The organism is Pseudomonas sp. XWY-1 (genome assembly GCF_002953115.1).
GTDB classification, from domain to species: domain Bacteria; phylum Pseudomonadota; class Gammaproteobacteria; order Pseudomonadales; family Pseudomonadaceae; genus Aquipseudomonas; species Aquipseudomonas alloputida.
In genome coordinates this window covers 431,015-455,127 of record NZ_CP026332.1, presented here as the reverse complement: position 1 = coordinate 455,127, position 24,113 = coordinate 431,015, and the positions used below count along the sequence as shown (strand labels likewise).

At 61.6% G+C, this 24,113-nt stretch carries 21 protein-coding genes; 15 read left to right on the top strand and 6 right to left on the bottom strand.

From position 1 onward, the window contains the following. Positions 1-16: 16 nt before the first annotated feature. Genes PRJ_RS02035 through PRJ_RS02025 form a run of 3 tightly spaced genes read right to left on the bottom strand, consistent with a single transcriptional unit; the run spans position 17 to position 2,473 of the window. On the bottom strand, positions 17-784 hold the full coding sequence (locus tag PRJ_RS02035; protein ID WP_104960677.1) for a TerB family tellurite resistance protein: 768 nt from the start codon (positions 782-784) through the stop codon (positions 17-19). 1 nt (position 785) lies between these two features. After that, positions 786-1,457, bottom strand: coding sequence for an N-acetylmuramate alpha-1-phosphate uridylyltransferase MurU (gene murU, locus PRJ_RS02030; RefSeq protein WP_104960676.1), 672 nt, complete (start codon positions 1,455-1,457; stop codon positions 786-788). Beyond that, positions 1,454-2,473 carry an aminoglycoside phosphotransferase family protein gene (locus tag PRJ_RS02025; protein WP_014755129.1) on the bottom strand — a complete coding sequence of 340 codons (1,020 nt, stop codon included), beginning with the start codon at positions 2,471-2,473 and terminating at the stop codon, positions 1,454-1,456. The genes murU and PRJ_RS02025 overlap by 4 nt, the downstream gene beginning before the upstream one ends. A 130-nt stretch (positions 2,474-2,603) precedes the next feature. Between PRJ_RS02025 and PRJ_RS02020 the strand changes: the two genes are divergently transcribed. From PRJ_RS02020 to PRJ_RS01970, 11 genes are all read left to right on the top strand, one after another. Continuing rightward, positions 2,604-5,411: an LPS-assembly protein LptD gene (locus PRJ_RS02020; RefSeq protein ID WP_104960675.1), complete on the top strand. Its 2,808-nt coding sequence runs from the start codon at positions 2,604-2,606 to the stop codon at positions 5,409-5,411. Beyond that, positions 5,392-6,711 carry a peptidylprolyl isomerase SurA gene (gene surA / locus PRJ_RS02015; RefSeq protein ID WP_011953306.1) on the top strand — a complete coding sequence of 440 codons (1,320 nt, stop codon included), beginning with the start codon at positions 5,392-5,394 and terminating at the stop codon, positions 6,709-6,711. Before PRJ_RS02020 ends, surA begins: the two co-directional genes overlap by 20 nt. Further along, a complete protein-coding gene (pdxA, locus tag PRJ_RS02010; protein WP_003255557.1) occupies positions 6,708-7,697 on the top strand; it encodes a 4-hydroxythreonine-4-phosphate dehydrogenase PdxA in 990 nt (329 codons plus the stop codon). Before surA ends, pdxA begins: the two co-directional genes overlap by 4 nt. Then, complete coding sequence (gene rsmA / locus PRJ_RS02005; RefSeq protein ID WP_003255558.1) at positions 7,694-8,497, top strand: 16S rRNA (adenine(1518)-N(6)/adenine(1519)-N(6))-dimethyltransferase RsmA; 804 nt, start codon at positions 7,694-7,696, stop codon at positions 8,495-8,497. Before pdxA ends, rsmA begins: the two co-directional genes overlap by 4 nt. A 197-nt stretch (positions 8,498-8,694) precedes the next feature. After that, complete coding sequence (gene apaG / locus PRJ_RS02000) at positions 8,695-9,075, top strand: Co2+/Mg2+ efflux protein ApaG (protein ID WP_003255559.1); 381 nt, start codon at positions 8,695-8,697, stop codon at positions 9,073-9,075. Then, the gene (locus PRJ_RS01995) at positions 9,075-9,941 is read left to right on the top strand and encodes a symmetrical bis(5'-nucleosyl)-tetraphosphatase (RefSeq protein ID WP_004576191.1); all 867 of its coding nucleotides are present in this window, start codon (positions 9,075-9,077) and stop codon (positions 9,939-9,941) included. Before apaG ends, PRJ_RS01995 begins: the two co-directional genes overlap by 1 nt. Positions 9,942-9,955: 14 nt before the next feature. Continuing rightward, entirely contained in the window at positions 9,956-10,288 is a 333-nt protein-coding gene (glpE, locus tag PRJ_RS01990) for a thiosulfate sulfurtransferase GlpE (RefSeq protein WP_010951742.1), read from the top strand. Positions 10,289-10,570: 282 nt separating this feature from the next. Next, positions 10,571-12,493, top strand: coding sequence for a PrkA family serine protein kinase (locus PRJ_RS01985; protein WP_104960674.1), 1,923 nt, complete (start codon positions 10,571-10,573; stop codon positions 12,491-12,493). A 155-nt stretch (positions 12,494-12,648) separates the two neighbouring features. After that, complete coding sequence (locus PRJ_RS01980) at positions 12,649-13,920, top strand: YeaH/YhbH family protein (protein WP_003255564.1); 1,272 nt, start codon at positions 12,649-12,651, stop codon at positions 13,918-13,920. Beyond that, entirely contained in the window at positions 13,917-15,485 is a 1,569-nt protein-coding gene (locus PRJ_RS01975; protein WP_010951740.1) for a SpoVR family protein, read from the top strand. Before PRJ_RS01980 ends, PRJ_RS01975 begins: the two co-directional genes overlap by 4 nt. 55 nt (positions 15,486-15,540) lie before the next feature. Continuing rightward, positions 15,541-16,647, top strand: a complete 1,107-nt coding sequence (locus tag PRJ_RS01970) for a multifunctional CCA addition/repair protein (RefSeq protein ID WP_104960673.1) — start codon at positions 15,541-15,543, stop codon at positions 16,645-16,647. 248 nt (positions 16,648-16,895) lie between these two features. Here PRJ_RS01970 and folK read toward each other — a convergent pair whose 3' ends face one another. Both folK and folB read right to left on the bottom strand, forming a co-directional pair. Then, complete coding sequence (gene folK, locus PRJ_RS01965) at positions 16,896-17,405, bottom strand: 2-amino-4-hydroxy-6-hydroxymethyldihydropteridine diphosphokinase (protein ID WP_003255569.1); 510 nt, start codon at positions 17,403-17,405, stop codon at positions 16,896-16,898. Continuing rightward, on the bottom strand, positions 17,396-17,752 hold the full coding sequence (folB, locus tag PRJ_RS01960) for a dihydroneopterin aldolase (RefSeq protein WP_004576188.1): 357 nt from the start codon (positions 17,750-17,752) through the stop codon (positions 17,396-17,398). Before folB ends, folK begins: the two co-directional genes overlap by 10 nt. Positions 17,753-17,826: 74 nt before the next feature. Here folB and plsY point away from each other — a divergent pair, with 74 nt between their 5' ends. Continuing rightward, a complete protein-coding gene (gene plsY, locus PRJ_RS01955; protein ID WP_010951737.1) occupies positions 17,827-18,396 on the top strand; it encodes a glycerol-3-phosphate 1-O-acyltransferase PlsY in 570 nt (189 codons plus the stop codon). Between the two features lie 17 nt (positions 18,397-18,413). Here plsY and tsaD read toward each other — a convergent pair whose 3' ends face one another. Next, positions 18,414-19,439, bottom strand: a complete 1,026-nt coding sequence (tsaD, locus tag PRJ_RS01950; RefSeq protein WP_010951736.1) for a tRNA (adenosine(37)-N6)-threonylcarbamoyltransferase complex transferase subunit TsaD — start codon at positions 19,437-19,439, stop codon at positions 18,414-18,416. A gap of 204 nt (positions 19,440-19,643) precedes the next feature. Here tsaD and rpsU point away from each other — a divergent pair, with 204 nt between their 5' ends. From rpsU to rpoD, 3 genes are all read left to right on the top strand, one after another. Further along, a complete protein-coding gene (gene rpsU / locus PRJ_RS01945) occupies positions 19,644-19,859 on the top strand; it encodes a 30S ribosomal protein S21 (RefSeq protein WP_003255575.1) in 216 nt (71 codons plus the stop codon). Between the two features lie 304 nt (positions 19,860-20,163). After that, positions 20,164-22,146, top strand: a complete 1,983-nt coding sequence (gene dnaG / locus PRJ_RS01940) for a DNA primase (protein ID WP_104960672.1) — start codon at positions 20,164-20,166, stop codon at positions 22,144-22,146. A gap of 67 nt (positions 22,147-22,213) precedes the next feature. Further along, positions 22,214-24,064, top strand: coding sequence for an RNA polymerase sigma factor RpoD (gene rpoD / locus PRJ_RS01935; protein WP_003255578.1), 1,851 nt, complete (start codon positions 22,214-22,216; stop codon positions 24,062-24,064). The last annotated feature ends 49 nt before the right edge of the window (positions 24,065-24,113 follow it).

Sequence of the window (24,113 nt, the reverse complement as noted above, 5' to 3'; positions counted from 1 at the left end):
TCCTTGTGGCGGGGCGTCAAAGGCCGCGCCGCTTGCGGATCATGGCATAGGCCTGGTGCAACTCACGGGTACGCGCGGTTGCTTCACGCACCTGCGCCTCGCTGGCACCGGTACCTGCCAGCTTGTCCGGGTGATGCCGGCTGACAAGCCGACGATACGCCTGCTTGACCTTATCGGTGTCGGTGTCTGCGTCCACCGCCAGCAAGCGCAACGCTGCCGCGTAGGTCATGGGCACGCTTTCTGTACCCGTGGCCTTGCGCGGCTCGTACTCCAGGGACATGGCCTGCACCTGGCGTCGACTCATGCCCAGCTTCTGCCCCCAGTCCAGCAGCAACTCACGCTCCTTGTTGCCCATCTTGCCGTCAGCCCAGACCATGCGCCAGCAGGCCCGCAAGGTACCTTCCGCCGCGTGGGGCTGCTGACTGATGCGCCGCAGGTGCCCGCCAAGCCGGTCTTTGCCCGCCTTTCCACGGTTGAACGCATTGATGGCGCGCAACCGGGCTGCCTCGGCCAGGTCCAGGCGCACCATCTCCTGACGCGCCTGCTGGATATGCTGCTCGGCTACCCGGCCATCGCACTTGGCCAGGCGCCCGAGCATCACGAACAACAACTCGTCGTCGCGTAATGCGGGGCGCCCACCCAGGCGTTCGCGCATGTCTTCCCAGCCTTGCAAGCGCAGCCGGCGGTCGATGGCCTGCCCAAGCAACGCACCGAGCAAGGCACCCGGTATGCTCGCAACGGCAAAGCCGGCACCCACGCCTATCACCGTGCCTGGCCACCACATGTCAGGCGCGCTCGCCAATCAGAGACTCAGCCTCGGCCAGGCGTTCAAGCGTGCCAACATCCACCCAGTGCCCACGGTAGTGTTCGCCAGATACCTTGCCGGCCGCCATCGCCTGGCGCAGCAACGGTGCCAGCTTGAAGGCACCCGCCTGGCAACCTTCGAACAGCGCCGGGTGCAGCACGGAAATGCCGCTGAAGGTCAGCGTGCCGGGCGCGTCATCGCCGTCAACGACCTGCTCGCCCACCAGGCGGAAGTCACCACGGCCGTGATGGCCAGGGTTGTCGACCAGTACCAGGTGAGCCAGACCTTGCAGGGGAGCCTGCAATCGCGCGAAGTCGTAGTCGGTCCACACATCGCCATTCACCAGCAGGAACGGCGCATCACCCAACAAAGGCAGGGCCTTGAAGATGCCGCCGCCGGTTTCCAGCGGTTCACCTTCAGGTGAATAGCGAATGCTCAGACCGAAGCGGCTACCGTCGGCCAGATGGTCTTCGATCTGCTGGCCAAGCCAGGCATGGTTGATCACCACTTCGGTCACGCCCGCTGCCGCCAGGGCGCGCAAGTGGTACTCGATCAGCGGCTGGCCGGCGACCGGGACCAACGGTTTTGGGGTGTGCAGGGTCAGCGGGCGCATGCGCTCGCCCTTCCCCGCAGCCAGGATCATGGCCTTCATGCACGCGCTCCGGCCTGCAACTCGGCAATCAGCTCACCCAGCTCCGCCAATTCGGGCCGGCGACCGATCACTTCATTTATATAGGCGAAGAAACGCGGCACGTCGCCCAGGTAACGCGGCTTGCCGTCGCGGTGGCAGATACGGGCGAAGATGCCGATCACCTTCAGGTGCCGCTGCACGCCCATCAGGTCACTGGCGCGGTGGAAGGCTTCGAACTCGGCGTGCACCGGGATGCCAGCCGCCTGCGCCTGCTGCCAGTAGTCGCTCAGCCAACCTTCGACCCGCGCCTGCGGCCAGCTGACAAAGGCGTCCTTGAACAGGCAGGTTATGTCGTAGGTGACCGGGCCGTATACCGCATCCTGAAAGTCCAGCACACCAGGGTTGGGGGTGCTCTGCATCAGGTTGCGCGGCATGTAGTCACGGTGTACCAGCACCTTGGGCTGCGCCAGGGCGCTGTCGATCAGCAACTGGCTGACGCGCTGCCAGGTGGCCTTCTGTGCATCGGTGAAGGTCAGGCCCAGCTCACGCCCCACGTACCATTCGGGGAACAGTTCCACTTCCCGGCGCAGCAGGGCGTCGTCGTAGCTGGGCAGCGGCGCGTCCATTGGCAAACGCTGGAACTTCAGAAGGGCATCGATGGCGTCGGCGAACAGGCCATCGGCGTTGTCGGCATTGATGATGTCAAGGTATGTCTGAGTGCCCAGATCCCCAAGCAGCAAAAAGCCGCGTTCCAGGTCCTGGGCGTGGATCAGCGGCACATGTACGTCAGCGCTGGCCAGCAGGTGGTCGATGGCGACGAACGGTCGGCAGTTCTCCTGCGGGGGGGGCGCATCCATGATCACGAAACTGTGGCCAGCGCCCTGCCAACGGAAATAGCGGCGGAAGCTGGCGTCGCTGCTGGCAGCGGTCAGGCTGCCTGCAGGCACCTCGCCCCAGGCGTTGTCACGGAAAAGATCATTGAGCTGCTCATCGAGCCAGACCGTCAGTTGTTGCAGGCGTACATCGTGTTCAGGCATTGCAAGGGTCTCCGACGGCCCTAGCCGTCAAGCGGGTCATGCTTTATTATCCAGCATCTTTTTCAGACCATCGAGAGGCGTGCGGCCCCACACGCGGGCAGATGGCACGCAGGAAGCCCGGACTAATAAGATGGCATTGAAATCCCCCGCGTTTCGTAGAAAGTTTCCGTTGCTGGTAACCGGCGGTCTGCTGGCCCTGCAACCTCTGGCCACCTCATACGTAGTGGCAGCCGAACAGTTCGACTGCCAAGTGTCCGCCGCCGGTGGTTGGGACTGCAAGCCCAAAACCCCAGTCAACAACTTGCCGCCGCGCCCGGTGCACGAAGGTGCAGCCGTCAGCTCCGGCACCGAAGCGGCGGGCGAAGCCGAAACTGCGGACCGGCCCATGCTGGTCACCGAGGCCAAGGGCCGTGGCCTGAAGTCGCGCAGCGAAGACTACAGCCACCTGGACTGGGTTCCGCGTGAAAAGCTCACCGCCGCACAGCTGGCTGAAACCGGCCCGTACTGCGGTGGCGCGTATATCGAGCCGACCCGCCCGGGCATGGCCGACACCACGCCGAAGGACGAGTCGCCGACCTACATCAATGCCAAGGTATCCAAGTACCAGCAGGAGCAGCAGATCGCTACCCTCGCCGGTGACGTGGTGATGCGCCAGGGCAGCATGCAGGCCGAAGCCGACGAGGCCAACCTCTACCAGGCCGAAAACCGTGGCGAGCTCAAGGGCAACGTCAAGATCCGTGACAACGGTTCGCTGGTGGTCGGTGACGAGGCCCAGATCCAGCTCGACACTGGCGAAGCCCAGGTCGACAACGCCGAATACGTGATGCACAAGTCGCACATCCGCGGCAGTGCCCTGTACGCCAAGCGTGGCGAAAACGCCATCATCCGCCTCAAGGACGGTACGTACACCACCTGCGAACCGGGCAGCAACGCCTGGCAGCTGAAAGGCAACAACATCACCCTGAACCCGGCCACCGGTTTCGGTACTGCGACCAACGTTACACTTCGGGTCAAGGATTTCCCGGTGTTCTATACACCGTACATCTACTTCCCGATTGACGACCGTCGCCAGTCCGGTTTCCTGCCGCCGTCGTTCAGCACCAGCAGCGACACCGGCTTCATGCTGGTCACGCCGTACTACTTCAACCTGGCGCCCAACTACGACGCCACGTTGTACCCGCGTTACATGGCCAAGCGCGGCCTGCTGATGGAAGGCGAGTTCCGCTACCTGACACCTTCCAGCGAAGGCCAGTTCGGCGGCGCCTACCTGAACGACAAGAACGACGACCGCAAAGATCAGACGGATTACAAAGATCAGCGCTGGATGGTCAACTGGCAGCACAAGGGTGGCCTGGACGAACGCCTGATGACCGAGGTGGACTACACCGACATCAGCGACCCGTTCTACTTCCAGGACCTGGAATCCGACCAGATTGGCGTGGAAAGCCGCGACCTGCTGAACCAGCAGGGTGCGTTGACCTACCGAGGCGACAGCTACACCGCGCGGTTGAATGTGCATGCCTACGAGATGGCGACCATCTCGCAGATCACGCCGTATGATCGCCTGCCGCAGCTGACCCTGAACGGTACACTGCCGTTCCAGCCTGGCGGTTTGAACCTTGGGTACGAGACTGAAGCTGTTCGCTTTGATCGTGACCTGAAGGACGATTTCGTTCTGGACGAAGATGGCAATCCAGACGCCAGCGCCGGCGTACCCGGTCGTCGTCTTGACGAAAACATCTTCGGTGTAGCGCGTGCCAACGGTACCCGCCTGAACGTCGCCCCGTCCATCAGCCTGCCGATGGAGGCCAGCTACGGCTACATCACGCCGAAGCTGAAGTACATGTATACCCATTACGACCTTGACCTGGATAGCAAGGGCAAGAGCGACATTGCTGCCGCGAACGCAGACACACTGGACGTGTTCGGCGACTACAAAAGCAACCTGAACCGCGATATCCCGATTTTCAGCGTCGACAGCGGCCTGTATTTCGACCGCAACACCTCGTTGTTCGGCACCAACTACCGCCAGACCCTCGAACCGCGCATGTTCTACCTCTATGTCCCGTACAAGGACCAGATGGACATCCCGCTGTTCGACACGGGTGAAACCCTGTTCAGCTACGACTCGCTGTTCCGTGACAACCGTTTCAGTGGTACCGACCGCATCGGCGACGAGAACAAGTTGTCGCTGGGCGTGACCACCCGCTGGATCGAGGAGAACGGCTTCGAGCGCCAGAACTTCAGCATCGGCCAGGCCTACTACTTCAAGGACCGCAAGGTCCAGCTGCCAGGCATCGACTACCGCACCCGCAAGGACGCGCAGTCCGATGTATCGCCATACGCCCTGATGTACAACTACTACTTCAACCGCGACTGGCGCTTTAATTCGGACTTCAACTGGGACCCGGACAGCCGCAGCACCCGCTCGGGCAGCGCGATGTTCCACTACCAGCCTGAAGACAACCCGAACAAGATCGTCAACCTCGGTTATCGCTACCGTAACGACACCATTGCCTACGACTCGACCACGGGTACCTGGAAAGTGGGCGGCGGTGACTATGGCACCCCGGGCGATCCGAACTACATCAAGGATTACTACAAGATCCAGCAGCACGACTTCTCGGTCATCTGGCCGATCGTGCCGCAGTGGAACGTAATCGCTCGCTGGCAGCATGACTACAACCGCAACCGTACCCTGGAAGCCATGGGTGGTTTCGAATACGACAACTGCTGCTGGAAGCTGCGCCTGATCAACCGTTACTGGATCGACTACGACGATTTCAGCCAGGCCCTTCCACAGAACGAAAAAGGCGACCACGGTGTCTTCCTTCAGATCGTCCTGAAAGGCCTCGGCGGCGTAGTTGGCAACAAGGTCGAGTCTTTCCTCGACCAAGGCATTCAAGGTTACCGTGAACGTGAAGACCAAGCTTATTGATCGTCTGCGCCCAGTGTTGCTGGGCGTCGCTTTGCTGAGTGGCGCGGTGCATGCCGCGGTGCAACCTCTTGATCGCGTGGTGGCTATCGTCGACAACGACGTGGTCATGCAAAGCCAGCTGGACCAGCGTGTCCATGAGGTCCAGCAAACCATCGCCAAGCGCGGCGGCGGCGTGCCGCCGACCAGCGCCCTGGAACAGCAGGTCCTGGAACGCCTGATCGTCGAGAACCTGCAGCTGCAGATCGGCGAGCGCTCTGGCATACGCATCACCGACGAAGAGCTGAACCAGGCCATTGGCACCATTGCCCAGCGCAATGGCATGTCGCTGGACCAGTTCCGCGCGGCGCTGGCCCGTGACGGCCTGTCGTTCGACGACGCTCGCGAGCAGGTCAAGCGCGAGATGATCATCAGCCGCGTGCGCCAACGCCGCGTTGCCGAACGCATTCAGGTGTCCGAGCAGGAAGTGAAGAACTTCCTGGCCTCGGACCTGGGCAAGATGCAGATGTCGGAAGAGTACCGCCTGGCCAACATCCTCATCCCGACCCCGGAAGCCGCCAACTCGGACGATATCCAGAAGGCTGCGCGCAAGGTCGGTGACGTGTACCAGCAACTGCGCCAGGGTGCTGACTTCGGCCAGATGGCGATTGCCAACTCGGCCAGCGAAAACGCCCTGGAAGGCGGCGAGATGGGCTGGCGTAAAGCCGGTCAGCTGCCACCCGACTTCGCCAAGATGCTCAGCAGCATGCCGGTGGGCGAAATTACCCAGCCTATTCGCATCCCCAACGGCTTCATCATCCTCAAGCTCGAGGAGAAGCGTGGTGGCAGCGAGAACGTGCTGCGCGACGAAGTGCATGTACGCCACATCCTGATCAAGCCAAGCGAGATCCGCAGCGAGGCTGCCACCCAGCAACTGGCCGAGCGCCTGTACGATCGGATCAAGAACGGCGAAGACTTCGGCGAACTGGCCAAGAGCTTCTCGGAAGACCCGGGTTCGGCACTCAACGGCGGCGACCTCAACTGGGTCGATCCGAACAGCCTGGTACCGGAGTTCCGTGAACAGATGGCCAATGCCCAGCAAGGCGTAGTGACCAAACCGTTCAAGACCCAGTACGGCTGGCACGTTCTGGAAGTGCTGGGCCGCCGCGCCACCGACAGCACCGAGCAAGCTCGCGAACAGCAGGCCCTGAGCGTACTGCGCAACCGCAAGTATGACGAAGAACTGCAAACCTGGCTGCGCCAGATCCGCGACGAAGCCTACGTTGAAATCAAGCTGCCTGGCGCTGACCAGGCCGCCCAGTGAAGCCCCTGCGCTTCGCCGTCACCCCCGGCGAGCCGGCCGGCATAGGTCCCGACCTGTGCCTGCTGCTCGCCGCAGACGCCCAGCCTCACCCCCTGATCGCCATCACCAGCCGTGACCTGCTCGCCGAGCGGGCCACGCAGCTGGGGCTGGCCGTCAGCCTGCTGCCGGTAGCCCCGGGCCAATGGCCTGACCTCCCGGCACCCGCAGGTAGCCTGTACGTCTGGGATACCCCTTTGGCGGCCCCGGTGGTGCCAGGCCAGCTCGACAAGGCCAACGCAGCGTTCGTGCTGGAAACCCTGACCCGCGCCGGGCAAGGCTGCCTGGACGGGCACTTCGCCGGGATGATCACGGCCCCGGTGCACAAGGGTGTGATCAACGAAAGCGGTATCGCCTTTTCCGGGCACACCGAATTCCTTGCCGAACTGACCCGCACCGCACAAGTGGTAATGATGCTGGCCACCCGCGGCCTGCGCGTGGCCCTGGTGACCACGCACCTGCCACTGCGTGATGTTGCCGACGCTATCACTGCAGAGCGCGTCGAACGTGTAACCCGTATCCTGCATGCCGACATGCGCGACAAGTTTGGCATTGCCAACCCGCGTATCCTCGTGTGCGGCCTCAACCCGCATGCGGGCGAGGGCGGCCACCTGGGCCGCGAAGAAATCGACATCATCGAGCCGACCCTGGCCCGCCTGCGCACCGAAGGCATGGACCTGCGCGGACCGCTGCCGGCCGATACCCTGTTTACCCCCAAATATCTGGAGCACTGCGATGCGGTGCTGGCGATGTACCACGACCAGGGCCTTCCCGTACTCAAGTACAAAGGCTTCGGCGCTGCAGTGAACGTGACCCTGGGCCTGCCGATCATCCGCACGTCGGTTGACCACGGCACCGCCCTGGACCTGGCCGGCACTGGCAAAGTCGACACCGGCAGCCTGCGCGTCGCACTGGAAACCGCCTACCAGATGGCCGAGAACCGACCATGAACGAGCAATACCAACACCGGGCGCGCAAGCGCTTCGGCCAGAACTTCCTGCACGACGCCGGTATCATCGACCGCATCCTGCGTGCCATCAACGCCAAGGCCGGCGAACACCTGCTGGAAATCGGCCCGGGCCAGGGCGCCCTGACCGAAGGCCTGCTGGGCAGTGGCGCACAGCTGGACGTGGTGGAGCTGGACAAAGATCTGGTGCCGATCCTGCAGCACAAGTTCGCCGATCGCAGCAACTTCCGCCTGCACCAGGGCGACGCCCTGAAGTTCGACTTCAACCAGTTGGGCGTGCCGCCGCGCAGCCTCAAGGTGGTTGGCAACCTGCCCTACAACATCTCCACCCCGCTGATCTTCCACCTGCTCAGCCACGCCGGGCTGATCCGCGACATGCATTTCATGCTGCAAAAGGAAGTGGTCGAGCGCATGGCCGCCGGCCCTGGCGGCGGTGACTGGGGGCGCTTGTCGATCATGGTGCAGTACCACTGCCGCGTGGAGCACCTGTTCAATGTCGGCCCTGGTGCCTTCAACCCACCCCCGAAAGTGGATTCGGCGATCGTCCGCCTGGTGCCGCACGAAGTGCTGCCGTTCCCGGCCAAGGACCACCTGCTGCTGGAGCGTGTCGTTCGCGAAGCGTTCAACCAGCGCCGCAAGACCCTGCGCAACACCATGAAAGGCCTGCTGGACAGCGCCGCCATCGAGGCTGCTGGCGTTGATGGCAGCCTGCGCCCTGAACAGCTTGACCTGGCAGCCTTCGTGCGCCTGGCTGACCAACTGGCTGATCAGCAACAAGCCTGATTTAGCCCGTACCGGCCTCTTCGCGGGCCACAAGGGATCGCACAACCCTCAAATCCTGTGCGACCCCTTGTAGGAGCGGGTTTACCCGCGAAGAGGCCGGCACAGACAACACACCCCCCAAGCCCGATCACCGCTGGCCCTCCCCCCTCCCAATGGCCTAGACTGCATTATTGCGTCAGTTCGCCCAAGGCCCTTGCATGTCCGACCCCCGCTATCAAATCGACGTCAGCGTCGTGACCCGCTACCTGAAAGAACAATCCGACCCCGAAAACAGTCGCTTCGCTTTCGCCTACACCATTACCGTGCAGAACAACGGCTCGCTCAGTGCCAAGTTGCTGTCGCGCCACTGGCTGATCACCAACGGTGACGGCGAGGTAGAGGAAGTACGCGGTGCCGGCGTGGTCGGCCAGCAACCCAACATCGACCCTGGCCAGAGCCACACTTACAGCAGTGGTGCCGTCATCAGCACCCGCGTTGGCACCATGCAGGGCAGCTACCAGATGTTCGCCGAGGACGGTAAGCGCTTCGACGCCGAGATTGCCCCCTTCCGGCTGGCAGTGCCCGGAGCGCTGCACTGATGGCCACCTACGCCGTCGGAGACCTGCAGGGCTGCCTGCAGCCGCTCAAATGCCTGCTCGATCGCGTCAGTTTCAACCCCGCCGTCGACCGCCTGTGGCTGGTCGGCGACCTGGTCAACCGCGGCCCCGAGTCACTGGAAACCCTGCGCTTCCTGTACTCGATCCGTCATTCACTGGTCTGCGTGCTGGGCAACCATGACCTGCACCTGCTGGCCGCCTGGCACAACGTCGAGCGCCTCAAGAAAAGCGACACACTGCGCGAGATCATCGAAGCGCCGGACGCCGACCAGCTGTTCGACTGGCTGCGCCAGCAAAAGCTGCTGCATTACGACGAGCCTCGCGGTATCGCCCTGGTTCACGCCGGCATACCGCCACAATGGACCCTTGGCAAAGCCTTGGAACTCGCCGCCGAGGTCGAGGAAGTGCTGCGTGACGACACCCGCCTGCAGCTGTACCTCGACGGCATGTATGGCAACGAGCCGAACAAGTGGAGCAAGAACCTCGCCGGCGTCGAACGCCTGCGGGTCATCACCAACTACTTCACCCGCATGCGCTTCTGCACGGCCGATGGCAAACTCGACCTCAAGAGCAAGGAAGGCCTGGGTAGCGCGCCCAAAGGCTACAAAGCCTGGTACGCGCACAAGGACCGCCGCTCACGCCACGTGAAGATCATCTTTGGCCATTGGGCCGCTCTGCAGGGTGAGGTCACCGAACCCGACGTCATCGCCCTGGACACTGGCTGCGTATGGGGTGGCGCCATGACCCTGTACAACGTCGACAGCGGCGAATACCACCGCTGCGACTGCGCCGACGACGGCACCCTGCGCCAGCCGGCACAACCCACTACACTCAACGACCACACCTGAAGGAAGTAGTACCCATGAGCGAATTCAAGCGCATCCCTCCTGAGCAGGCCTTGGAGCTTCGCAAGAAAGAAGGTGCGGTCGTCGTCGACATTCGCGACCCGCAGGCCTTCGCCGCCGGCCACATCACCGGCGCCCGGCACCTGGATAACCACTCGGTCGCTGATTTCATCCGCAACGCCGACCTCGACGCGCCAACCCTGGTGGTCTGCTATCACGGCAATTCCAGCCAAAGTGCTGCCGCCTACCTGGTAGGCCAGGGTTTCTCCGACGTGTACAGCGTGGACGGCGGCTTCGAACTGTGGCGCGCGACCTACCCGGCCGAGACCGCCCAGGGCAACGCTGAATAATTTTTTATTTTCCCCTGCAGCCCGTGCGCCGCGCGGGCTTGCGGCTTATCTGACGAACGGTCGTTCGTAACTTCTGCCTTTCTCGCCCCTTTACCTTGCAGATAACCAACTACGCTTAAGCTCAGGCCATCCAAAAAGGGGAGAGCCGGTACACCGGCGTGCGGGTCATCGGTAGCGTTACAGGGTGTTCTGGGGGGTATACAGCAATCGGCCAACCCGGTTGCATGCCAGCATCAGCTGACTGATCCGGCGTCGTCTCCACGTATCGAGCGAGGTGACGTCATGAGTATTTTTAGCCACTTCCAACAACGTTTCGAGTCTACGCGCCAGGAAGAACTCTCGCTGCAGGAGTACCTCGAGCTGTGCAAAGAGGATCGCAGTGCCTACGCATCGGCGGCCGAACGGCTGTTGCTGGCCATCGGTGAGCCAGAGCTGATCGACACCTCTACCAACTCCAGGCTGTCGCGCATCTTCTCCAACAAGGTTATCCGCCGCTATCCGGCCTTTGCCGACTTCCATGGCATGGAAGAGTGCATCGACCAGATCGTGTCGTACTTCCGCCACGCCGCCCAAGGCCTGGAAGAGAAGAAACAGATCCTCTATCTGCTGGGCCCGGTAGGCGGCGGCAAGTCCTCGCTGGCGGAAAAACTCAAGCAACTGATGGAAAAGGTGCCCTTCTACGCGATCAAGGGCTCGCCGGTATTCGAGTCACCTCTGGGCTTGTTCAATGCCACCGAAGATGGGGCCATCCTCGAGGAAGAGTTCGGCATCCCACGGCGCTACCTCAACACCATCATGTCGCCTTGGGCCACCAAGCGCCTGCAGGAGTTTGGCGGTGACATCTCCAAGTTCAAGGTGGTGAAGCTGTACCCGTCGATTCTTAACCAGATCGCCATTGCCAAGACCGAACCCGGCGATGAAAACAACCAGGACATCTCGGCCCTGGTCGGCAAGGTCGATATCCGCAAACTTGAGGAATACCCACAGAACGACGCCGACGCCTATAGCTACTCGGGCGCGCTGTGCCGGGCCAACCAGGGCCTGATGGAATTCGTCGAAATGTTCAAGGCGCCGATCAAGGTCCTGCACCCCTTGCTCACCGCCACCCAGGAAGGCAACTACAACAGTACCGAAGGCCTTGGAGCGATCCCCTATACCGGTATTCTGCTGGCGCACTCCAACGAATCGGAGTGGCACACCTTCCGTAACAACAAGAACAACGAAGCGTTCATCGACAGGATCTATATCGTCAAGGTGCCGTACTGCCTGCGGGTCAGCGATGAAATCAAGATCTACGACAAACTGCTGATCAACAGCTCGCTATCCAAGGCCCACTGTGCGCCAGATACGCTCAAGATGCTGGCTCAGTTCACTGTGCTTTCGCGCCTGAAAGAGCCCGAGAACTCCAATATCTATTCCAAGATGCGCGTTTACGACGGGGAAAACCTCAAGGACACCGATCCAAAGGCCAAGTCGATCCAGGAATACAGGGACTCTGCGGGAGTCGACGAAGGCATGAACGGCCTGTCGACTCGCTTCGCCTTCAAGATCCTGTCCAAGGTGTTCAACTTCGACCCACACGAAATTGCCGCCAACCCGGTGCACCTGCTGTATGTCCTCGAACAGCAGATCGAACAGGAGCAATTCCCGGCTGAAGTGCGTGAACGCTATCTGCGCTACCTGAAGGAATACCTGGCTCCGCGCTACATCGAGTTTATCGGCAAGGAAATCCAGACCGCCTACCTGGAGTCCTACAGCGAATACGGCCAGAACATCTTCGACCGCTACGTGCTGTATGCAGACTTCTGGATCCAGGATCAGGAATACCGCGACCCGGAAACCGGCGAAATTCTCAACCGCATTGCGCTCAACGAGGAACTGGAGAAGATCGAGAAACCGGCTGGCATCAGCAACCCGAAAGACTTCCGCAACGAGATCGTCAACTTCGTACTGCGCGCACGCGCCAACAACAATGGCAAGAATCCAAGCTGGCTGAGTTATGAAAAGCTGCGGGTCGTGATCGAGAAGAAAATGTTCTCCAACACCGAAGACCTGCTGCCGGTCATCAGCTTCAACGCCAAGGCCAGCAAAGAGGACCAGAAGAAACACAACGACTTCGTCACCCGGATGGTGGAGCGTGGCTATACCGACAAACAGGTGCGCCTGCTGTCGGAATGGTACCTGCGGGTCAGGAAATCGCAATAAAGCGGCAAGCTACGAGCCGCAAGCTGCAAGCTGCCTGGCGTTGGCATCGCTGCCCGCGTCACAGCTTGCAGCGGCGGTGGCTGCTCTTTCTTGCAGCTTGAAGCTTGTGGCTTGCAGCTTGTGGGTTGCAGCTGCATCCAGTCACCGGAGGGACCATGAGCTACGTTATAGACCGACGCCTGAACGGCAAGAACAAGAGCACGGTCAACCGCCAGCGCTTCCTGCGGCGGTACCGCGAACATATCAAGAAGGCCGTCGAAGAGGCGGTGAGCCGCCGTTCCATCATGGATATGGAACATGGCGAGCAGATCAGTATTCCCGGGCGCGACATCGACGAACCGGTCTTGCACCATGGTCGCGGGGGCAAACAGACCATCGTGCATCCTGGCAACAAAGAATTCACTGCCGGTGAACACATCCCACGGCCGCAAGGCGGTGGAGGTGGCGGCGGTCGCGGCAAGGCCGGCAATTCCGGCGAGGGCATGGACGAGTTCGTCTTCCAGATCACCCAGGAAGAATTTCTCGAATTCATGTTCGAAGACCTTGAGCTACCCAACCTGGTCAAACGTCACCTGACGGGCGCCGATACCTTCAAGACTGTTCGCGCCGGCATCGCCAACGAAGGCAACCCGTCACGCATCAACATCGTGCGCACCCTGCGCTCGGCCCATGCCCGGCGTATCGCCCTGACCGGCAGCAGCCGCGCCCTGCTGCGCGAAGCACAAAAGGAACTCGATCGCCTGCGGGTCGAAGAGCCGGACAATTTCACCGATATCCAGGAAGTCGAACAGGAAATCGAGCGCCTGAAGGCACGTATCAACCGCCTGCCTTTCCTCGACACCTTCGACCTCAAGTACAACCTGCTGGTCAAGCAACCCAACCCCAGCTCGAAGGCAGTGATGTTCTGCCTGATGGACGTATCCGGTTCGATGACCCAGGCCACCAAGGACATCGCAAAGCGCTTCTTCATCCTGCTGTACCTGTTCCTCAAGCGTAACTACGAGCGCATCGAAGTCGTGTTCATTCGCCACCACACCAGTGCCCGGGAAGTCGATGAAGAAGAGTTCTTCTACTCGCGGGAAACCGGCGGCACCATCGTCTCCAGTGCCCTCAAGCTGATGCAGGAGATCATGGCCGAGCGTTACCCGGCCAGCGACTGGAACATCTATGCCGCGCAGGCTTCTGATGGCGACAACTGGAACGACGACTCGCCCATCTGCCGCGACATCCTCTCCAAACAGATCATGCCGCATGTGCAGTACTACACTTACGTTGAGATCACCCCCCGTGAACACCAGGCGCTGTGGTATGAATACGAGCGTATCGGAGATGCTTTCCCCGACACGTTCGCCCAGCAGCAGTTGGTATCGGCCGGCGACATCTACCCGGTCTTCCGTGAACTCTTCCAGCGCAGGTTAGCCACATGACCGCCAGAGCACAGAGACGCCAACCCATTTCCACTGGGTCCGAGTGGACGTTCGAGCTGATCCAGACCTACGACCGGGAAATCAGCCGTTTGGCCGAGCGTTACGCCCTGGACACCTACCCCAACCAGATCGAGGTCATCACTGCCGAACAGATGATGGACGCCTACGCCTCGGTCGGCATGCCGCTGGGCTACCACCACTGGTCCTACGGCAAGCAGTTCCTCAGTACGGAAAAGTCTTACAGCCGCGGCCAGATGGGCCTGGCCTACGAGATCGTGATCAACTCTGACCCCTGTATCGCCTACCTGATGGAAGAAAACACCATGTGCATGCAGGCACTGGTGATTGCGCACGCGTGCTACGGCCATAACAGTTTTTTCAAAGGCAATTACCTGTTCCGTACCTGGACTGACGCCAGTTCGATCATCGACTATCTGGTGTTCGCCAAGCAGTACATCGCCCAGTGCGAGGAGCGCCACGGTATCGATGCTGTGGAGGACTTGATCGACTCCTGCCATGCCCTGATGAACTACGGTGTCGACCGCTACAAGCGGCCTTACCCTATTTCTGCGGAAGAAGAGCGGCGCCGGCAACAGGAGCGCGAAGAGCATCTTCAGCGTCAGATCAACGACCTTTGGCGGACAATTCCGAAAAACGCCGAAAAGGGTAACGACCGCGATGAGGGGCGCTTCCCCGCCGAACCGCAGGAAAACATCCTGTATTTCATCGAGAAGAACGCCCCGCTGCTCGAACCCTGGCAGCGTGAAGTAGTGCGCATCGTGCGCAAGATCGCCCAGTACTTCTACCCGCAGCGCCAGACCCAGGTCATGAACGAAGGTTGGGCAACCTTCTGGCACTACACCCTGATGAACGACCTGTACGACGAGGGGCTGATTACCGAAGGCTTCATGATGGAGTTCTTGCAGTCGCACACCAGCGTGGTGTTCCAGCCCGGCTTCGACAGCCCGTACTACAGCGGCATCAACCCCTACGCACTGGGTTTTGCGATGTACACCGACATCCGCCGCATGTGCGAAAACCCCACCGAGGAAGATCGCCACTGGTTCCCCGAAATTGCCGGCAGCGACTGGCTTTCTACCATCAAGTTCGCCATGAGCAGCTTCAAGGACGAGAGCTTCATCCTGCAGTACCTGTCGCCCAAGGTGATGCGCGACCTCAAGCTGTTCAGCATCCTCGATGACGACCAGCGCGACGACCTGCTGGTGCCCGCCATCCATGATGAGGCCGGCTACCGGGTGATTCGTGAGCAGCTGGCAGCGCAGTACAACCTGGGCAACCGTGAACCGAACGTACAGATCTGGAGCGTCGACCGCCGCGGAGACCGCTCGCTGACACTGCGGCACCAGCAACACAACCGCAAACCGCTGGGCGACTCGACCGACGAAGTGCTCAAGCACCTGCATCGCCTGTGGGGCTTCGATATCCACCTGGAGACCGTGCAAGGCGAGCAAGTGATGAGTACTCACCACATGCCGCCGCGCGGCGAGCATAGCGAAAGCGCCGACTACGGCCGCATGGACCTGGCTGTTATCCACCACCTCTGATGCGACCCCATGACCGCCGACGGGTTATCCTGTCGGCAGTTATGGAGAGCTGCACATGCACATCTACAAAGTTGGCGGCGCCGTGCGCGACCGTTTGCTCGGCCGCCCTGTCAGCGATATCGACTGGCTGGTGGTGGGCGCCACCGTCGAAGAAATGCTAGCAAAGGGCTATCGGCCGGTGGGAGCCGATTTCCCGGTGTTCCTGCACCCGAAAACCGGTGAGGAATACGCCCTGGCGCGCACCGAGCGCAAGAGTGGGCGAGGCTACGGCGGGTTCACTTTTCACGCCAGCCCCGACGTAACCCTGGAAGAGGACCTGATCCGCCGCGACCTCACCATCAATGCGATGGCCGAGGATGAGGCGGGCACGGTCTACGACCCCTACCAAGGCAAGAACGATCTGGATCAACGCCTGCTACGCCATGTTTCCCCGGCATTCGCCGAAGATCCTTTGCGGGTGCTGCGCGTTGCACGCTTTGCTGCCCGTTACGCACCACTGGGGTTCCGGGTTGCCGATGAAACCTTGGCGCTGATGCGCCAGATCAGTGCCTCGGGCGAACTGCAGGCACTCACTGCCGAGCGCAGCTGGAAGGAAATCGAGCGCGCGCTGATGGAAGTACAACCGCAGGTATTCTTCAAGGTGCTGAGCGCGTGTGGGGCCCTGCAGGAGCTGCTGCCAGAGCTCGATGACAGCTCCCGGACATTGGCAGCGCTGGAGCAGGCAGCGGTGCACGAACAACCGCTGCACGTGCGCTGGGCCTGCCTGTTGCGGGGGTTGCCACCGACATCGATCAAAGCCGTCAACCAGCGCCTGAAGGCACCGCGAGAGTGCCAGGAACTGGCAATGCTGGCCGGGGAATGCCTGGCGCAGGGTAATCAGGCGCTCGAACTGCCTGCCACAGCACTGCTGGAGCTATTGCAGAAGTTCGATGTTTACCGACGGCCGCAGCGATTTGAGGATTTTTTGGCCGTTTGCGAGATGGCGGCGCGGGGCGATGGCGAGCAGGGTTACCCACAGGCCGATTACCTGCGAGGCGCAGCAGCGGCGGCGCGAGCGGTGGATGTGAAGCCGTTGGTGCAAGCCGGGCTGACGGGTCAGGCACTTGGCGAAGCACTCAAAGGTGAACGGCTGAAAGCGCTCGAGGCTTACCAGCGCGGTTAGACCTACCGGCCTCTTCGCGGGTAAACCCGCTCCTACGGGGGGCACACATCAGAGGTTGGGCTCAGCCCGTCGTAGGAGCGGGTTTACCCGCGAAAGGGCCGGACCTGCTGGCCAATTTCCACCCGCGGTTCACCGTCGCAGCCGCCGCAGTATTCGCGGGTAAACCCGCTCCTACAGGGGGCACACATCAGAGGTTGGGCTCAGCCCGTTGTAGGAGCGGGTTTACCCGCGAAGAGGCCGATACAGGCTCAAGCGGGCGTCAACTGCAACCCGCGCCACTCAAAGGCCACCGGGGCCAGTACCTGATCAATCTGCGCTTCCTGCCACAACTGCGCCATGCGCTTGCCCACCCCCGGATGCACCAGGTCGGGCGCCAGCAACGACAGCGGCCACAGCACAAAAGCGTTCTTCAGAATCTCGGCCCGGGGCAATACCAGCCCATCGAAGGTACCGTGCAAATCGTCATACATCAGCACGTCGATATCCAGCGGCAGCCCCTTGCGGTCAGGTGCATAGCGGCCATTGTCGGCCTCGATGAACTTCAGCCGGCGGTCCAGCTCGATCAACGGCAACGCGGTTTGCCCCGTCACCACGAAGTTGATGAACGGCCCGCTCTTGATGCCCACCGCCTGGCTTTCGAAGGCCGGCGAACAGCGCATGTCAGTCAGGATGCCAGCCAACGCATCGAGCCCGGCGCACAAATGCGCCTCACGGTCGATGTTGCTGCCCAGCCCCAGGTAAACCGTGCTCAGAGACATCCGCGCTCGATCTCCACGCCAACACCACCACGGGCCGCCGGCACCGCGCCCGGCTTGGTCAGCTTCAAGCGCACCCAGGGGATGTGGAACTCGTCCATCAAGGTTGCCACCAGGCGCTCGGCAAATGTCTCAACCAGCTCGAAACGGGCCTGTTCGGCAAACGCCTGGATGCGCGCCGACACACTGGCGTAATCCAGCGCCAGGTTCAGGTCGTCTCCGGCGGCGGCCGGGCGGTTGTCCCAGGCAAAGCTCAGGTCCAGGCGCAAGCACTGGCGAATATCCCGCTCCCAGTCATAGGCACCGATGACGGTATCGACTTCCAGGCCTTCGATGAACACTCTGTCCAAGCACTTCTCTCCACAGCACGACAAGGGCGACTGGCGCCGTTAGAATCAGGGCGTCCTCGCCCGGAATAGTTAGCATGTTTTGGTTACTGGCGTTGCTCGCCTACCTGCTCGGCTCGCTGTCCTTCGCCATTGTTCTCAGCCGCCTCTCGGGCAGCCCGGACCCGCGTTCCAGCGGCTCAGGCAATGCCGGCGCCACCAACATGCTACGCCTGGCAGGCCGTAAACTGGCGATCCTGACCCTGCTAGGCGACCTGTGCAAGGGCCTTTTGCCGGTATTGCTCGCCCGCGCTGCCGGGCTGGACCTGCACGCGCAGGCCTGGGTGGGCATATGCGCAGTGCTGGGCCACCTGTTCCCCCTGTACTTCCGTTTCAAGGGCGGCAAGGGCGTGGCGACGGCTGCCGGCATGCTCATGGCCCTGTACTTTCCGGCCGCGCTGCTGGCCATCGGCGCCTGGCTGCTGACCTTCTACCTCACGCGCACCAGCTCACTGGCCGCGCTGATTGCCACGCCACTCACCTTGCCATTGCTGGCCTGGCGCGAGCCCGAAGCCCTGCTGCCGATCAGCGTACTGACAGTGATGATCGTGTGGCGCCACCGCAACAACCTGCGCGACTTGTTTGCAGGGCGCGAACGGCACTTCTGAACCTTCGACGCGCTACCTTACAGCGGCGGCAACTGTTCCATCGGCCAGCGTGCCTGCACGCTGATCGCCAGGTCTTGCTGCTGCCCGGCCAGCAGGCGCTGGCAACCGGCGTAGGCGATCATCGCACCATTGTCGGTACAGAATTGCGGGCGCGCGTAGTACACGTTGCCCTTGATGCTACCGAGCATGTCCTCCAGAGACGCGCGCAGGGCCTTGTTGGCACTCACGCCACCCGCGATGACCAGCCGCTTGAGGCCGGTCTGCTTGAGCGCCCGCTTGCACTTGATGGTCAAAGTCTCCACCACCGCCTGCTGGAATGCCAGGGACAGGTCGCAACGGGTTTGCTCACTGTCGTCGCCAGCATTCTTGCATTGCTGCCAGGTGTTCAGGGCGAAGGTCTTGAGGCCACTGAAGCTGAATTCCAGGCCTGGCCGATCGGTCATTGGCCGCGGGAACACGAAGCGCCCAGGCACACCTTGCTCGGCCAGACGCGCGATTTCCGGACCACCCGGGTAATTGAGGCCGATCAGCTTGGCGGTCTTGTCGAACGCTTCACCGGCAGCATCGTCCAGGCTCTCGCCCAACAGTTCGTACTGACCGATGCCATCGACCCGAACCAGCTGGGTATGCCCACCGGAAACCAACAAAGCGACGAACGGAAACTCGGGCGGGTTTTCTTCCAGCATGGGTGCCAGCAAGTGACCCTCCATGTGGTGCACACCGATCGCCGGGATGTCCCAGGCAAAGGCCAGCGCCTGGGCGCAGGAAGCGCCCACCAGCAAGGCGCCGACCAGGCCGGGGCCCGCGGTGTAGGCGATGGCGTCGATTTCGGTGGCAACGCAGCCTGCCTCGTCCAGCACCTGGCGGATGAGCGGCAGCATGCGCTTGACGTGATCACGCGAGGCAAGCTCGGGCACCACGCCGCCGAAGACGCGGTGCAGGTCGATCTGGCTGAACAGTGCATCGGCCAACAAACCGCGTTCACTGTCGTATAATGCGACGCCGGTTTCGTCGCAGGATGTTTCCAATCCCAGTACTAGCATGGGCTCGTCCCTTGTGGGGGCTGAATTCGAAGCCGCGCATGATAGTCCCCGTGTCGGGTGCCGACCAGCGGTTTTCGATCAGAGGCTTTGCATTCCGGCTTGCTAAGGGTTAACATCCGCAACCCTTGAAAACCGACGTTCTCCAGCACACCTTTGTTTTGCCAGGAGCACGTCTACCCCGGTAATGAATTAAGGTAGCCCTGGATGCCAGCCGTCAAAGTTAAAGAGAACGAACCCTTCGACGTAGCTCTGCGTCGTTTCAAGCGCTCCTGCGAAAAAGCCGGTGTACTGGCTGAAGTTCGTAGCCGCGAGTTTTACGAGAAGCCGACCGCAGAGCGTAAGCGCAAAGCAGCTGCTGCTGTTAAGCGTCACGCCAAGAAAGTTCAGCGCGAACAGCGCCGCGCCGTTCGTCTGTACTAATACAGGCGTTCAACGCAAAGCTTCTGCCCTGCCCGGCTAACCCCCGGGCGATGGCAGTGGTCGTTTCAAACTTGAGCAGCTAGCTCAAGGCCCTGCACAAGCTTCATGCGAACTGCATCATGGGCAACCTGCCTGAAACGTCAGAGCTGGTCCTCCTTGCTGTATGACCAGACGTGCACGTCCGACTGACGAGCCCTTAGGGGCTGGCGACGAGCACACATTCCCTCGCACTTCCCCAAGCAGCACTCGCCCCCTTCGGCGCGTGAGCGATTAGACTTGCCAGTTGCCAGATAACGAGACTGCCATGGCCGGGCTGATTCCCCAGAGTTTCATTGACGACCTGATCAACCGCCTCGACATCGTCGACGTGGTGAGTTCGCGCGTCCAGCTGAAAAAAACCGGCAAGAACTACTCCGCCTGCTGCCCGTTCCACAAAGAAAAAACCCCGTCCTTCACGGTCAGCCCCGACAAGCAGTTCTACTACTGCTTCGGCTGTGGCGCCGGTGGCAACGCCTTGGGCTTTGTCATGGACCACGACAACCTGGACTTCCCCCAGGCCGTCGAGGAACTGGCCCGCGCCGCCGGCATGGAAGTGCCCCGCGAGCAAGGCCGCCGCGACCAGAAGCCGCGCCAGCCCACTGACTCGCCACTGTACCCGCTACTGGACGCCGCCTCGGAGTTCTACCGCCAGGCCCTGCGCAGCCACCCGTCCCGCAAGGCAGCGGTGGACTACCTCAAGGGCCGCGGCCTGTCCGGGGAAATTGCCCGCGACTTCGGCCTGGGCTTTGCCCCGCCCGGCTGGGACAACCTGCTCAAGCACCTGGGTGCCGACACCCTGCAACAGAAGGTGATGATCGATGCCGGCCTGCTGATCGAGAACGCCGAGAGCGGCAAGCGCTACGACCGCTTCCGCGACCGGGTGATGTTCCCGATACGTGACAGCCGCGGGCGCATCATCGCCTTCGGTGGCCGGGTGCTCGGCGACGACAAGCCCAAGTACCTGAACTCCCCGGAAACCCCGGTGTTCCACAAGGGGCAGGAGCTGTACGGGCTGTACGAGGCGCGCAAGCACAACCGCAACCTCGACGAGATCATCGTCGTCGAGGGCTACATGGACGTCATCGCCCTGGCCCAGCAAGGCCTGCGCAATGCCGTGGCCACCCTTGGCACCGCCACCAGCGAAGAGCACCTCAAGCGCCTGTTCCGCGTGGTGCCCAGCGTGCTGTTCTGTTTTGACGGCGACCAGGCCGGGCGCAAGGCCGCCTGGCGCGCACTGGAATCGACATTGTCGAACCTGCAGGACGGCCGTCGTGCGCGCTTCCTGTTCCTGCCCGAAGGCGAAGACCCGGACAGCCTGGTGCGCGCCGAAGGTACCGACGCCTTCATGGCCCGTATCAACCAGCATTCCCAACCGCTGGCCGACTACTTCTTCGAGCAACTTGGCGTAGAAGCCGACCCGCGCTCGCTGGAAGGCAAGGCGCATATGGCGACCTTGGCCGCACCGTTGATCGAAAAGATCCCCGGCGCCAACCTGCGTCAGCTGATGCGCAACCGCCTGAAGGAAATCACCGGCCTCGACCCGCAGCAGGTCGAGCAGCTGGCGCAACAAGCGCCGGCGACCGGCAGCATGCCGGACTACGACCCTGGCTACGACTACGACGCCATGGCCAGCTACACCCCCGACTACGGCGACATGCCGCAGCACGATTTTGCCCCCGTTCATCAGGAGCAGGCGTGGAAACCCAACAAGGGGGGCAGCAAGAAGCCGTGGAGCGACAAACCCTGGGACAAGAACCGCAAGGGCGGCAAGCCCTGGCAGCAACGCGACGAAGCACCTCCCCGCGTACCAGCACCGGTCGAGCCGCCCACCCTGGCCGCCCTGCGCACCCTGCTGCACCACCCACTGCTGGCCGGCAAGGTGGAAGATGCCAGCCACTTCGCCGACGAAGAACACCTGTACAGCCAGCTGCTGGTGGCATTGATCGAAGCCGCGCAGAAAAATCCTGGGCTAAGCTCAATGCAGTTGATCGCACGTTGGCATGGCACCGAACAGGGCCGCCTGCTACGGGCTCTGGCGGAAAAGGAATGGCTTATCGTGGCCGACAACCTTGAACAACAGTTTTTCGACACTATAACTAGCTTGTCCGCCCGCCAACGCGAGCGCAGCCTGGAACAACTGCTCAGGAAATCACGTCAAAGCGAATTGACCAGCGAGGAAAAAACCCAGCTCCTCGCCCTGCTGAGTCGAAATGTTCCCGCACAAACGCCGACCTCATCTGGCGCGTGAGGCCCATGCTCGGGTATAATCCTCGGCTTGTTTTTTGCCCGCCAAGACCTTCAGTGGATAGGGTGTTATGTCCGGAAAAGCGCAACAGCAGTCTCGTATCAAAGAGTTGATCACCCGCGGTCGTGAGCAGGGCTACCTGACTTACGCGGAGGTCAACGACCACCTGCCTGAGGATATTTCAGATCCGGAACAGGTGGAAGACATCATCCGCATGATCAACGACATGGGGATCAACGTATTCGAGAGTGCTCCGGATGCGGATGCCCTTCTGTTGGCGGAAGCCGACACCGATGAAGCCGCGGCCGAAGAAGCCGCTGCTGCGTTGGCGGCAGTTGAAACCGATATCGGCCGCACGACCGACCCGGTGCGCATGTATATGCGCGAAATGGGTACTGTCGAGCTGCTGACCCGCGAAGGCGAGATCGAAATCGCCAAGCGTATCGAGGAAGGCATTCGTGAAGTCATGGGCGCCATCGCCCACTTCCCGGGCACTGTCGACTACATTCTCGGCGAATATGACCGCGTCACCACCGAGGGTGGCCGCCTGTCGGACGTTCTCAGCGGTTACATCGACCCTGACGACAACATTGCCGCGCCAACCGAAGAAGTGCCGATCCCAGGTGCCAAGGCCGCTGCGGCGAAGGAAGAGTCCGACGACGACGAAGAAGAATCCGAAAGCGGTGACGACGAGGAAGAGGCCGAGAGCGGCCCGGATCCGGTCGTCGCAGCCCAACGCTTCGGTGCGGTATCCGATCAGCTTCAGGCAACCTCCAAGGTCCTGAAGAAAAATGGTCGTAACCACAAGGAAAGCATCGAGGCCCTGCAGGCCCTGGCTGACCTGTTCATGCCGATCAAGCTGGTACCAAAGCAGTTCGAGGTACTGGTCGAGCGTGTCCGTGACGCCCTGAACCGTCTGCGACAGCAAGAACGCGCCATCATGCAGCTGTGCGTACGTGACGCCCGCATGCCGCGAGCCGACTTCCTGCGCATGTTCCCAAGCAACGAAACCGACCAGACCTGGAGCGGTGACCTGGCCAAGCGCAACACCAAGTGGGCTGCCGCCCTGGGTGAAAAGAACGCTGCCATCGTCGCTTGCCAACAGAAGCTGATCGACCTTGAGACCGAAACCGGCCTGACCGTTGCCGAGATCAAGGAAATCAACCGTCGCATGTCGATCGGTGAAGCCAAGGCCCGCCGCGCCAAGAAAGAAATGGTCGAGGCGAACCTGCGTCTGGTGATTTCCATCGCCAAGAAGTACACCAACCGTGGCCTGCAGTTCCTCGACCTGATCCAGGAAGGCAACATCGGTCTGATGAAAGCGGTGGACAAGTTCGAATACCGTCGCGGCTACAAGTTCTCGACCTATGCCACCTGGTGGATCCGTCAGGCGATCACCCGTTCGATCGCCGACCAGGCACGCACCATCCGTATTCCGGTGCACATGATCGAGACGATCAACAAGCTCAACCGTATTTCCCGCCAGATGCTGCAGGAAATGGGTCGCGAACCGACTCCGGAAGAGCTTGGTGAGCGCATGGAAATGCCTGAGGACAAGATCCGCAAGGTATTGAAGATCGCCAAAGAGCCGATCTCCATGGAAACCCCGATCGGTGACGACGAAGATTCGCACCTGGGCGACTTCATCGAGGACTCGACCATGCAGTCCCCGATCGACGTGGCCACGGTCGAAAGCCTCAAGGAAGCCACCCGTGACGTGCTCTCGGGCCTGACTGCACGCGAAGCCAAGGTGCTGCGCATGCGTTTCGGTATCGACATGAACACCGACCACACCCTCGAAGAGGTGGGCAAGCAGTTTGACGTAACGCGTGAGCGGATCCGTCAGATCGAAGCGAAGGCGTTGCGCAAGCTGCGCCACCCGACTCGCAGCGAGCACCTACGCTCCTTCCTCGACGAGTGATGACAAAACCCCGGCCCAGGCCGGGGTTTTTCTTTAGTGGCCCGTGACA